General features: G+C 67.1%; 10 protein-coding genes and 1 pseudogene. 5 read left to right on the top strand and 6 right to left on the bottom strand.

Annotation, left to right across the window (positions count from 1 at the left end; translation table 11 throughout):
* Nucleotides 1-51: 51 nt before the first annotated feature.
* The 3 genes and pseudogenes from ACGFZ3_RS08890 to ACGFZ3_RS08880 all read right to left on the bottom strand — a co-directional run.
* Nucleotides 52-423 (bottom strand): annotated as a pseudogene (locus ACGFZ3_RS08890) (H-NS family nucleoid-associated regulatory protein); the annotation flags it as partial.
* Nucleotides 424-577: 154 nt separating this feature from the next.
* Nucleotides 578-2,269 (bottom strand): proline--tRNA ligase, encoded by a 1,692-nt coding sequence (locus ACGFZ3_RS08885; RefSeq protein ID WP_392919365.1) that lies wholly within the window; start codon nt 2,267-2,269, stop codon nt 578-580.
* Nucleotides 2,270-2,575: 306 nt separating this feature from the next.
* Nucleotides 2,576-2,956: a DUF4124 domain-containing protein gene (locus ACGFZ3_RS08880; RefSeq protein ID WP_392919362.1), complete on the bottom strand. Its 381-nt coding sequence runs from the start codon at nt 2,954-2,956 to the stop codon at nt 2,576-2,578.
* 100 nt (nt 2,957-3,056) lie between these two features.
* On the opposite strand from ACGFZ3_RS08880, the gene pssA reads away from it, so the two are divergent.
* Genes pssA through rimI form a run of 3 tightly spaced genes read left to right on the top strand, consistent with a single transcriptional unit; the run spans nt 3,057 to nt 4,770 of the window.
* On the top strand, nt 3,057-3,836 hold the full coding sequence (gene pssA / locus ACGFZ3_RS08875; protein ID WP_392919359.1) for a CDP-diacylglycerol--serine O-phosphatidyltransferase: 780 nt from the start codon (nt 3,057-3,059) through the stop codon (nt 3,834-3,836).
* Nucleotides 3,833-4,276, top strand: a complete 444-nt coding sequence (locus tag ACGFZ3_RS08870; protein ID WP_392919356.1) for a hypothetical protein — start codon at nt 3,833-3,835, stop codon at nt 4,274-4,276. The genes pssA and ACGFZ3_RS08870 overlap by 4 nt, the downstream gene beginning before the upstream one ends.
* The gene (gene rimI / locus ACGFZ3_RS08865) at nt 4,273-4,770 is read left to right on the top strand and encodes a ribosomal protein S18-alanine N-acetyltransferase (RefSeq protein WP_392919354.1); all 498 of its coding nucleotides are present in this window, start codon (nt 4,273-4,275) and stop codon (nt 4,768-4,770) included. Before ACGFZ3_RS08870 ends, rimI begins: the two co-directional genes overlap by 4 nt.
* A 283-nt stretch (nt 4,771-5,053) precedes the next feature.
* Here the strand turns inward: rimI and ACGFZ3_RS08860 are convergent, their stop codons facing one another.
* The 3 genes from ACGFZ3_RS08860 to ACGFZ3_RS08850 form a co-directional block, all read right to left on the bottom strand.
* Nucleotides 5,054-7,822 carry a valine--tRNA ligase gene (locus ACGFZ3_RS08860; protein ID WP_392919351.1) on the bottom strand — a complete coding sequence of 923 codons (2,769 nt, stop codon included), beginning with the start codon at nt 7,820-7,822 and terminating at the stop codon, nt 5,054-5,056.
* Between the two features lie 73 nt (nt 7,823-7,895).
* The gene (locus ACGFZ3_RS08855; RefSeq protein WP_392919348.1) at nt 7,896-8,321 is read right to left on the bottom strand and encodes a DNA polymerase III subunit chi; all 426 of its coding nucleotides are present in this window, start codon (nt 8,319-8,321) and stop codon (nt 7,896-7,898) included.
* Nucleotides 8,308-9,798 (bottom strand): leucyl aminopeptidase, encoded by a 1,491-nt coding sequence (locus ACGFZ3_RS08850; protein WP_392919346.1) that lies wholly within the window; start codon nt 9,796-9,798, stop codon nt 8,308-8,310. The genes ACGFZ3_RS08855 and ACGFZ3_RS08850 overlap by 14 nt, the downstream gene beginning before the upstream one ends.
* Nucleotides 9,799-9,902: 104 nt before the next feature.
* Here ACGFZ3_RS08850 and lptF point away from each other — a divergent pair, with 104 nt between their 5' ends.
* A complete protein-coding gene (gene lptF / locus ACGFZ3_RS08845; protein ID WP_392919343.1) occupies nt 9,903-10,982 on the top strand; it encodes an LPS export ABC transporter permease LptF in 1,080 nt (359 codons plus the stop codon).
* Nucleotides 10,979-12,085 (top strand): LPS export ABC transporter permease LptG, encoded by a 1,107-nt coding sequence (gene lptG, locus ACGFZ3_RS08840; protein ID WP_392919340.1) that lies wholly within the window; start codon nt 10,979-10,981, stop codon nt 12,083-12,085. The genes lptF and lptG overlap by 4 nt, the downstream gene beginning before the upstream one ends.
* Nucleotides 12,086-12,163: the final 78 nt, after the last annotated feature.

Here is a 12,163-nt window from a genome sequence, read left to right as displayed (position 1 = left end):
GCCGGCATCCAAGCCGGCGTTTCGAAACGAGCGCGATCAGCGGTTCGCTTATTTCTTGATCAGGAACTCTTCCAGCTTCTTGCCCTTGGTGGTGTGGGCTGCCAGCCAGCGCGGCTGCTTGCCGCGGCCGGTCCAGGTTTCCTTGGGGTTGGCTGGGTTGCGGTATTTCGGGGCGACCTTGCCGAGCTTGCGCACGGCCTTGGCGGGTGCGGCTTTGGCGACCTTGCCGGCGCGGCCGCGGGTGGGGGCCGCAACGCCTGCTACTTCTTCCAGGGTGTATCCGTTTGCCTTGGCCAACTTGGTCAGCTGTGCGCGGACCTTGGTGATGGCCGGGCGCTTGGCGACGATCGTCTGCTGCTTCTTGGCGTTCTTGATCAGTGCGCCCAGCTCTTTGGCGGACAAGCCACTCAGGTCAATACTCATCAACTGCTCCGGAATCTAAAAATAGAAGGACGGGGTTGAGCCAGTCCTTGGCGCGGCAACAGCATACATTCTCATTTCTGGAATGCACAGCGCGAAGAATTAATCAATGGAAACGGGACAATAAAATGCCGGGATGTTTCACCCGGCACCGTCATCACTTCGCCAGCCTGGCCATCAACGCGTCGCGATCAAGGCTTTCGGCTTCACTGGCGCTGCGCGCGCGGTACTCGAACGTGCCGGCGGCCAGGCCACGTTCGGACACCACCACCCGGTGCGGCACGCCGATCAGCTCCATGTCGGCGAACATCGACCCGGGGCGCAGCCCACGGTCATCCAGTGCCGCGTCCAGGCCAGCCGCCTGCAGCTGGCCCAGCAGTTCGACCGCGGCGTTGGCCACGCCCTCGTCCTGCTTGGGATTGATCACGCACACCACCACCTGCCACGGCGCCATCGCGTCGGGCCAGATAATGCCGGCGTCGTCATGGTTCTGTTCGATGGCCGCGGCAACGATGCGCGAGATACCGATGCCGTAGCAGCCCATCGCCATCACCGCGGCCTTGCCGTTTTCGTCCAGCACGGTGGCATTCAGCGCCTGGGCATACTGGCGGCCAAGCTGGAACACGTGGCCCACTTCGATGCCGCGTGCCACGCGCAGCTCGCCACCATCGGCGGCGCGGTCGCCTTCCTTTGCATTGCGGATGTCGGCCACTTCCGGCTCGGGCAGGTCACGGCCCCAGTTGACACCGGCAATATGGAAGCCGGCTTCGTTGGCACCGATGACGAAATCGGCCATCGCGGCGACGTCTCGATCGGCCACGATGCGGATCGGTCTGGCCGGGTTGAGCGGGCCCAGGAAGCCCGGTTCGCTGCCCAGGTGCGTGGCGATTTCCGCCTCGCCGGCCATGCGGTAGCCCTGCAGGCCGTCGACCTTGCCCAGCTTGATCTCGTTGACCTCGTGGTCGCCACGCACCAGCGCCAGCACGAAGCCGGCCTCGGTCATGATCGCGATCGACTTGACGGTACGCTCCAGGCCCAGGCCGAGCAGGGCGGCCACCGCCTCGCAGGTCTTCTGGGTGGGCGTTTCCACCTTGCGCAACGTTTCGCTGGCGGCCGGGCGCGGGCCCGGGGCAGCGGCGACGGCTGCTTCCATGTTGGCCGCGTAATCGGACCCGGTGGAGAACACCAGTGCGTCTTCGCCGGAGTCGGCGATGACGTGGAACTCCTGCGAGGCATCGCCGCCGATCGCGCCGGAATCGGCCTGCACCATGCGGAAGTCCAGGCCCAGGCGGGTGAACACGCGGGCGTAGGCGGCCTTCATGTTCTCGTACTCACGCACCAGGCACGCATCGTCGAGGTGGAAGGAATAGGCATCCTTCATCAGGAACTCGCGCGCGCGCATCACGCCGAAGCGCGGGCGGATCTCGTCGCGAAACTTGGTCTGGATCTGGAAGAAGTTCACCGGCAGCTGCTTGTAGCTGTTGAGTTCCTGGCGCGCGAAATCGGCGGCGGCCTCTTCAGCGGTGGGGCTGTAGCAGAACACCTGCTCCTTGCGGTCCTTGATCTTGAGCAGCTGCGGGCCGAATTTTTCCCAGCGCCCGGTGGCCTCCCACAGGTCCTTGGGCTGGAGGGTCGGCACCTGGAATTCAATGGCGCCGGCACGCTCCATTTCCTCGCGCACGATGCGCTCGACCTTGCGCAGCACGCGCAGGCCCAGCGGCGACCAGATATAGAGTCCCGAGGCCAGCTTGCGGATCATGCCCGCACGCAGCATCAGCCGGTGGCTGGTGAGCTCGGCGTCGCCGGGGGTTTCCTTGGTGGTGTGCAGGTGGAACTGGGAGAGGCGCATCGTCGGCTTCGCTGAACGGCGGAAAGCCTACATTTTGCCAGCACGGCTGGCAAAATGTAGGCGGGCATTCACGTCGTTGCCAGCCCGACCGCCAACGTGCCCAATTCGGGCCCGGGGGGCGTATCGACCAACGGTCGATAGCTGCCGACGCCGGGGTCGACCAACGGTCGATACCTGCCGACGCCGTGGTCGACCAACGGTCGATACCTGCCGACGCCGTGGTCGACCAACGGTCGATACCTGCCGACGCCGTGGTCGACCGACGGTCGATACCTGCCGGGTAGCACACGACCGTTGGTCGTGTGGTCAGGCCGCCGGCTTGCAGTAGGCCTTGATGCCCGCTTCGGCCAGCCCCTTCTGGCTCTGGCGCTGGGTGTCGTCCAGCGGGGAATCGGGCTTGCCGTCGCCATCGGTGTCCTGCAGCACCGCGCCCTTGCCGTTGAGCAGGGCCAGGTTGTTGCGGGCGGTGGTGCAGTCGGCCGATTCGGCCGGTGCGGCCTTTGCCTGCGGCGTGCCGCCGACCGGGTCCCGGTTCTGGATCTGGCGCTGTTCGGCGGTCCGGCCGGCGGGCGGCTTCTCCGAATACTGGGTCACGCCGTTGGCGTCCTTCCACTTGTAGACGGTTCCAGCGCTGGCCGGGGCGCTGGCGAGCAGCAGCAGGCAGCACACGAGGGGCAGGGCACGCATGGCAACTCCGGGCAGCGGGGACAGAGGCGCGATTGCAGCATTCCCGCTCCATGCTGGCAAGCCTCCCCCCAAACCGGGCCGCAGCCACTAAACTGGCGGCATGGATCAGATGAAACCCCCGCCGCGCTCGCGCAGCATCTATTTGCTGCCCAACCTGTTCACCACTGCGGGCCTGTTCGCCGGGTTCTACGCGATCATCGCGGCGGCCAACGGCGATTTCGTCAATGCCGCCATCGCCGTGTTCGTGGCAGCGGTCATGGACGGCCTGGATGGGCGGGTGGCGCGCCTGACCGGCACCAGCAGCGAGTTCGGCGTGCAGTACGACTCGCTGGCCGACCTGGTCAGCTTCGGCATGGCCCCGGCGCTGGTGATGTACCACTGGTCGCTGTCGTGGCTGAAATTCGACGACCCCATCCTCGGCCGGGTCGGCTGGGCGGTGGCGTTCCTGTATGCCGCCTGCGCGGCGCTGCGCCTGGCCCGCTTCAACACCCAGGTCAGCGTGGTCGACAAGCGCTGGTTCATCGGCCTGGCCAGCCCGGCCGCGGCCGGGCTGATGATGTCGTTCGTGTGGGCGTTCGCCGATGGCACGCTGGGCTGGGACGGCAATGAACTGCGCTACGTGGCGCTGGGCGTGACCCTGGTGGCGGCGCTGTTGATGGTCAGCCGGATCCGATTCTGGAGCTTCAAGGGCAGCGGCGAGAAAGGCCCGCGGGCCGACCGGGTGCCCTTCCTGGCCCTGGCGCTGGTGCCGATCGCCATTGCCATCATGGTCATCGACCTGCCGCGCGTACTGTTTGCGGTCGGGGTGATCTATGCCCTGTCCGGTCCGGTCAGCTGGCTGTGGCAGCGTACCCGCAAGCCGGTCGAGCCCGCCGCGTGAGCAGCCCGGCCGACCCGTCCCTGTGGACCCCGGCGCAGCAGTCCTGGCTGCAGGCGATGGGCTACACGGTGTTCGTGGACGGCAACGTGGAGATGGCCGGTCCGGAGACGGGGATCGACCTGGGCATGGCCGAGGCTGCCGTGGCACCGCCCCCGCAGACCCAGCCGGCACCTGCGCGTCGCTCCGCGCCAACCCGCATTGACGAGCCGGCACCTGCCGTCGCGCCCCGCGAACGCGCCAGCGGCGCGCGCCGCGCGGCAGTGCGCATGCCCGACCGCCTGCAGATCGCACTGCTGCGCGCGTCCGGTTGCAACCCGGCCGAGCCGGAAACGCAGGCGCTGATGGCCGGCTGGAAGCTGGATGAACTGCGTGGCAATGCCGCGGCCAAGCGCGCGCTGTGGCCGCAGCTGAGGGCACTGCGCAAGCGGGGCCGCGGGTGAGCGCGGTCAGTTCGGCGCGCCCGATGTCGCTGCGCGCGCTGCGCGAGGCCGACCTGGATGCGGTGATGGAAATCGAACTGCGCGGCTACCCGTTCCCGTGGACGCGCGGCATCTTCGTCGATTGCCTGCGTGCCGGTTACCCCGCGCTGGCGCTGGACGATGATGGCGTGCTGGTCGGCTATGGCGTGCTCAGCATCGCCGCCGACGAAGCGCACGTGCTCAATGTCTGTATCGATCCGGCGTGCCAGGCCCGTGGCCTGGGCCGGCGGCTGTTCCGCGCGCTGGTGAAGCTGGCGCGCGAGCATGGCGCGCAGCGGGTATTCCTGGAAGTGCGCCCGTCCAACACGCCGGCGGTGGCGCTGTACCACAGCGAGGGCTTCAACGAGATCGGCCGCCGCCCGCGCTATTACCCGGCCCGTGATGGGCGCGAAGACGCGCTGGTGATGGCGATCGAACTGGTCGACGACGACATCCAGACGATGCCGCCGTTGTAACAACGTCGGGTGTGGTGGGAATCCGTTTTTCCGATCGGGGTCCATGCGTCAATGGGCCGATCACCCATATCGGCAGTCGTTTGGGAACCGACTCTACCGTCCGGCTCGCTGGTAGGGTCGCACGCCTATCGACCGCCGTTGCACTGCCCGCGTTCGGTTGCGGCATGAACATTGGCGGGGAAGGCGTTTCGCCGGTCAGCGCCCATGCGTCAAAGGGCCGATCCCGGCACCCCGCGGTAGCAGGCGACCGTTGGTCGCCTGTCCGGAAGCCGATTGACAGGCTCTACAGCTTCGCGCGCTGCGCGACCAGGCCTTCCAGCTGCGCGGTCCAGTCGACCAGGCGCACGCGCTCCTGCTCGATCACCGCCGCCGGCACCTTGTCGGTGAACTTGGACAGCTTGGTGGCGCTCTTTTCCTTCTCCGCCTCCACCCGCGCGATTTCCTTGTCCAGGCGCGCGCGTTCGGCGCCCAGGTCGACCAGGCCTTCCAGCGGCACCAGCAGCTTCAGCTCGCCCACGATCGCGGTAGCGGCCGGCGGCGTTTCCGCATCGGCAGCCAACCACTCGATGCGCTCCAGCTTGAGCAGGAACGACAGCGACGAAGTGAAGCGGGCCACGCGGTTGCGGTCATCCCCGCTGCCCCCCTGCAGCAGCAGGCCGACCTGCTTGGCCGGCGGCACGTTCAGTTCGCTGCGCACGCGGCGCAGCGCACTGACCATCGACTTCAGCCACTCCACATCGGCCTCGGCCTGCACGAAATCACCCGCGAACTCCGCAGCGGTCGGGTAGGCGCGCAGCGAAATGGTGTCCTCGTCGATGCCCAGGCGTGGCGCAACCTGGCGCCACAGCTGTTCGGTCACGAACGGGGTGAGCGGGTGCAGCAGGCGCAGCAGCGCTTCCAGCACATACAGCAGGGTGTGGCGGGTGCTGGCCGCGTCCTCGGCGTTGTCGCCATTGAGGGCCGGCTTGGTCAGTTCCAGGAACCAGTCGCAGAATTCGTTCCAGGCGAACTCGTACAGTGCCTGCGCCAGCAGGTCGAAGCGGTAGTTAGCGAAGTGCGCCTGCGCCTCGGCCGACACCGCTGCCAGCCGCGCCAGGATCCAGCGCTCGGCATCGGTGCGCGGCTGCGGCACGCCGCTGAACTGCGCGCCTTCGGTGTTCATGAGGGTGAAACGGCTGGCATTCCACAGCTTGTTGCAGAAGTTCTTGTAGCCCTCGGCGCGGCTCATGTCGAACTTGATGTCACGGCCATGGGTGGCCAGCGCGGCGATGGTGAAGCGCAGCGCGTCGGCACCGTGGGCGATGATGCCGTCGGGGAAGTCCTTGCGGGTGGCCTTCTCGATCTTCGGCGCGTCCTTGGGCTTCATCAGCCCGGTGGTGCGCTTGGCGACCAGGTCGTCGATGGAGATGCCGTCGATGATGTCCAGCGGGTCGAGCACGTTGCCCTTGGACTTGGACATCTTCTGGCCCTGCGCATCGCGGATCAGACCGGTGATGTAGACGTCCTTGAACGGGATCTTCCCGGTGAAGCTGTCGGTGGCCATGATCATGCGGGCCACCCAGAAGAAGATGATGTCAAAGCCGGTGATCAGCACCGACGACGGCAGGTAGCGCTCGAAACCGCGCTCGGCCATCGCCTGCGCGTTCGGCCAGCCCAGGGTGGAGAACGGCCACAGCTGCGAGGAGAACCAGGTTTCCAGCACGTCGCTGTCCTGGCGCAGCACCACGTCAGCGCCCAGCTGGGCGCGCGCACGCGCGTCGGCTTCATCGCGGCCGACGTAGCAGGTGCCGGCGTCGTCGAACCACGCCGGAATGCGGTGGCCCCACCACAGCTGGCGGCTGATGCACCAGTCCTGGATGTTCTCCATCCAGTGGCGGTAGGTGTTGATCCAGTTGGCCGGGACGAACTGGATGGAACCGTTCTCGACCAGCTCCAGGCCGCGCTTGGCCAGCACGTCCATCTTCACGAACCACTGGTCGGTCAGGTACGGCTCGATCACCTGGCCGGTACGGTCGCCGCGCGGCACCTGCAGCTTGTGCGCCTTGGTTTCAACCAGGATGCCCAGTTCTTCCAGCTCAGCCAGCACCACCCTGCGCGCTTCGTAGCGATCCAGCCCGCGGTACCTTTCCGGGGCGTTGTCGTTGATCGCCGCCACCGGGGTGAACAGGTTGATCATCGGCAGGTCGTGGCGCAGGCCTACCTGGTAATCGTTGAAATCGTGCGCCGGGGTGACCTTGACCACGCCGGTGCCGAACTCGCGGTCGACGTAATCGTCGGCGATCACCGGGATCTCGCGGTCGGTCAGTGGCAGCTTCACCATCCTGCCGATCAGGTGCGCATAGCGTTCGTCCTCCGGGTGCACCATCACGGCGGTGTCGCCGAGCATGGTCTCCGGGCGGGTGGTGGCGACGGTGAGGCTGCCGCTGCCATCGGCCAGCGGATAGCTGATCGACCACAGGAAGCCGTCTTCCTCCACGCTTTCCACTTCCAGGTCGGAAATGGCGGTCTTCAGCACCGGGTCCCAGTTGACCAGCCGCTGGCCACGATAGATCAGGCCCTGCTCATGCCAGCGCAGGAACGCTTCGACCACCGCTTCGGATGGCTGCGGGTCCATGGTGAAGGTGCTGCGCGACCAGTCCGCCGAGGTGCCCATGCGGCGCATCTGGCGCTCGATGATGTCGCCCGACTGCGCCTTCCATTCCCACACCTTTTCGATGAAACCGTCGCGGCCCAGCGAATCGCGGCTCTCGCCATTGCCGGCCAGCGCCAGGTTGCGCGACACCACCATTTCGGTGGCGATGCCGGCGTGGTCGGTGCCCACCTGCCACAACGTGTCGTAGCCGCGCATGCGGTGGTAGCGCACCAGCGCATCCATCAGGGTCTGCTGGAAGGCATGGCCCATGTGCAGCGTGCCGGTCACGTTCGGCGGCGGCAGCAGGATGGTGTACGGCTCGCCCTTGCCGGACGGCTTGAAGTGCCCGGCCTTCTCCCAGAAGTCGTACAGCTCCGTTTCGAAGGTCTTGGGGTCGTAGCTGGAGGCAAGTTGGGTCATGCGGGGGCAACCAGGAGGCAATCAGTAAAGGATCAGGGCGCCGGCCGGCCCGATCAAGGGCGCCGGCACGGGCTTACATGTCGTACTTGTTCAGCTCGAAATCCAGCGCCTTGTACTGGCGCCAGCGCTCGCGCAGCGGCTCGCGGGCTTCCGGGTCGGCCGGCACTACTTCCAACACCCGGTCGCAGGCGCCGAGGTAGGGGTCGTCGCGCAGGTTGATCACCAGCGGGCGCGATGGGGCGTCGGTACCGGGCGCGGCGATCAGCACCAGCGCCTCTTCCTCATCCACGTCTTCACCGGCAATCTGGTGCGGAATATAGGCATCGTCGTCGAACGACCACAGCAGCTCGTCCAGCTCCTCGGCCTGGGCGGTGTCGCGCGCCAGCACCAGGGTAAAAAGCCCCGCATCGTTGGCCTTGCGGGCCAGCTCGCAGACCAGGCGCAGCGGCTCGGTCAGGAAGCGGGGCTTGGCGATCAGGTAGAAGTCAGCCCGCGACATGGGCGCGGCCGACCTGGTCGAGCAGCCACTGGGTCAGCAGGCCGACCGGACGGCCGGTGGCCATGCCGCGCTTGCCTTCATCGCTGGCCACGCCGGCGATGTCCAGGTGCGCCCAGCGCTGGCCTTCGGTGAAGCGCGACAGGAAGCAGCCGGCGGTGATGGCGCCGGCCCAGCGGCCGCCGATGTTGTAGACGTCGGCAAAGCTGGAATCCAGCATCGGCTGGTACTCGTCCCACAGCGGCAGGCGCCAGGCGCGGTCGAACACGTGCTCGCCGGCGGCCAGCAGTTCGTTGGCCAGGTCGTCATGCTTGGTCATCAGGCCGGCGGTCTGGTGGCCCAGGGCGACCAGGCAGGCACCGGTCAGGGTGGCCACGTCGACCAGCGCGGCCGGCTCGAAGCGCTGCGCGTAGGTCAGCGCGTCGCACAGGATCAGGCGGCCTTCGGCGTCGGTGTTGCCCACTTCGATGGTCTTGCCCGACATCGAGGTGATCACATCCGACGGGCGGTAGGCATTGCCGTCGATGGCGTTTTCCACCGCCGGGACCACCACCACCAGGTTCAGCGGCAGCTTCGCGGTGACGGCCGCGACAAAGGTGCCGATGACGTTGGCGCCACCGCACATGTCGTACTTCATCTCTTCGATGCCGCCCTGGGTCTTCAGGTTCACGCCGCCGGTGTCGAAGGTGATGCCCTTGCCCACCAGCACGTACGGCTTGGCGTCGCCGCCATTGTTCCACTTCAGCACCACCAGGCGCGGGCGGTTGGCCGAGCCACGGGCCACCGCCAGCAGCGAGCCCATGCCGAGCGCTTCCATCTGCGTCTCGTCCAGGATCTCCGCTTCGGCACCGGCATGGGCCTTGGCGAAGGCCACCGAGGATTCAGCCAGGTAGGCCGGGGTGCACAGGTTCGGCGGCAGGTTGCCCAGCTCGCGGGCGTGCTGCACGCCGGCGGCGATCGCCCGGCCCTGGGTCAGAGCCTGCTCGTCGGTACCGGTGATGGCCAGCGTGGCCAGGCCCGGGGCCTCGGCCTTCTTCGTGCCCAGGGTGGCCGTGTAGCGGTAGGCGGCGTGATCGGCGCTGATCACGGCCTGGCGGATGTTCCAGGCGGCATCGCGGCCCTTGACCTCGATCTCGGCGAGGGTGAACAGCGCGTGGCGGATGGCCCCGCTCTTCAATGCGCGGCTGGCGTCGCCCACCGCCTTGAGGTACTGGGGCACGCCGAACTTGGCCGGCTCACCCAGCCCGACCACCAGCACGCGCGCGGCCTTCACGCCGGCGACGTCATGCAGCAGGGTGGTGGCGCCGGTCTTGCCGCTGACATCGCCGCGGGCGACCAGGGCGGTCAGACGGCCGCCCGAGGCGGCGTCCAGGGCCTGTGCCGCCGGGCTCAGGGTCTGGTCGGCGTAGGCGCCAACGATGACGCAGTCGACCTCGGCCGAGGCCGGGGCAGCGTGGTTCAGGGTGAATTCCAGGGCCATTGATCAGATTCCGTTGGCAAATACGTACAATCGCGAGCTGTTTACGTCCCGTCAGTAGACTGGGCAACCACGCGAACGAATCCGAGAGTTTAAACCACCGCCCCATGTCGAAGCTCGATCGCTATCTCCTGCGTGATTTCGTCCAGAGTTTTCTGGCCACCCTGATCGTATTGCTGGTGGTAAGCGTGGGCGGCGTGCTGGTGGACATCCTCGGCAACATCGCCGATGGCCGCCTGCCTGCCCGCCTGCTGTTCTCCCAGCTCGGCCTGCAGTTCATCGTCTACATGCCGCTGATCCTGCCGCTGGCGCTGATGCTGGGCCTGCTGCTGGCCACGGCGCGGCTGTACCGGGACTCGGAAATGGCGGTCCTGACCGCCATCGGGGTCGGGCCCCGGCGGCTGCTGCGCCCGGTGCTGATGATGGTGCTGCCGGTGGTGGGGCTGATCGCGCTGTGCTCGCTGTGGCTGGGCCCCTGGGCGGACCGGACCAGCGAGCAGATGATCGAAGACGCCAACAAGAGCCTGGTCATGGCCGGGCTGGAGTCGGGCAAGTTCACCATGCTGCCCAATGGCGGGGTGGTCTACCTGTCCTCGGTCTCGGCCGACGGCAGCGGGCTGGGGCGGATCTTCGTCCAGCGCAGCCGGGGCGACCGGATCGAGGTGGTGTCGGCCGCAAGCGGCAAGATGTTCTTCGAGGGCGACCGCCAGCGCTATCTGCAGCTCGATGACGGCCACCAGATCGAGGGCCCGGCCAACGGCGCGCTGGATTACCGGCTGATGACCTTCGTCCGCAACGATGTTGCGCTGCCTGATGGGGCCATCACCCGCGATGACAATGATCCCGAGCTGCTGCCGACCAGCCGCCTGTTCGGCGATGCCCGGCCGGAGGCCCAGGCGCAGCTGCACTCGCGCATCACGCCTCCGCTCATCGCCCTGGCGTTTGCGTTGATGACCCTGCCACTGGCGCGCAGTTCGCCGCGCCAGCAGCGGTACGGAAGGATGATGTTTGCCTTCCTTGCCTACATGGTCGGCATGAACCTGATGTTCATTGGTACCCGATGGATCGCTGACGGCAAGATACCGGCGACCTTCGGCCTGTGGTGGTTGAGCCTGCCGTTGCTGGCGCTGGCCATCTGGATGTATCTGCGCGACGGCAGACTCTCGCGCCCGCGGAGGACCGCATGAAGCTTCATCCGATGCGGTTTGATTTCTACCTGGGCCGGGCGGTGTTCGGCACGGTTCTGCTGACCTGGGCCGTGCTGGTGGGCCTGGACGTGGTCATGGCCTTCTCCGGCGAGTTCAAGGACGTTGGCAAGGGCGGCTATACGCTCGGCCACGCGGCGGCCTGGGTGCTGTACACGGTGCCGCGCCGCGCCTACACCTTCTTCCCCACTGCGGCCGTGATCGGTTCGCTGATGGGTCTGGGCCAGCTGGCGGCCACCTCCGAGCTCACCGCGCTGCGCGCGCTGGGACTGTCGCGCAAGCGGCTCAGCGCCTCGGTCGCAATCGCGTTGTCCCTGATGACGGCGGTGATGGTGTTGAGCGGCGAGACGCTGGCGCCCTGGGCGCAGAATCGTGCCGACAACATCAAGGCCAGTGCGAAGTCGGGGCAGAGCCTGTCTGCATCGCGATACTCGGGGGTATGGGTGCGCGAAGGCGACACGTTCCTCACCGCGACCAGTGGCGAAGAGCAGCTGCTGCCCGGTGGCGGGACCCGGCTGGTGCTCAGCGACGTGAGCCTGTATCAGATCGCACCTGACGGAAAAATCGCGTCGGTGACCCATGCCGGCACCGTCGAACACACGGCCGATGGGTGGACCCTGAACAAGGTTCGCCGCGATACCTTCGGCGAGCGTTCGGCCACCCGTACCACTGCGGAAACCGAAAAGTGGGATTCCAAGCTGGATGCGGGCGCGCTGGCCTCGGGCTTCTCCAAGCCGCGCAACCTGGCCGCGCGCGACCTGCGCACCAGCATCGAGTACCGCAAGCGCAACGGGCTGGACGCGCGCGATTACGAGGACATCTACTGGAGCCGCTGGTTCTATCCCCTGAACGTACTGGCGCTGTGCCTGGCCGCCGTCCCGTTCGCGTTCGGTTCACTGCGCAGCGGCGGCATGGGCAAGCGCCTGTTCCTGGGCATCCTGTTCGCGCTGGGCTTCTGGCTGCTGCAGCTGTTCTTCGGGCGCATGGCCGGTGCGTTGAAGTTCGATTACCGCATCGCCTACGCGTTGCCACCGATCGTGATGCTGGTGGTGTCGGGAATGCTGTTCCGGCGCAAATCCGGGTAACCCCGGCGGCGGGCGACGGGTAGGGTCGGTTCCCAAACGACTGCCGATAACGGTGATCGGCCCTTTGACGCAGGGCTT

The sequence above is a fragment of the Stenotrophomonas sp. NPDC047960 genome, from assembly GCF_043204395.1.
Classification (GTDB): domain Bacteria; phylum Pseudomonadota; class Gammaproteobacteria; order Xanthomonadales; family Xanthomonadaceae; genus Stenotrophomonas.
The sequence above is the reverse complement of the archived record's forward strand: the minus strand, read 5'-3'. Positions and strand labels throughout refer to the sequence as shown.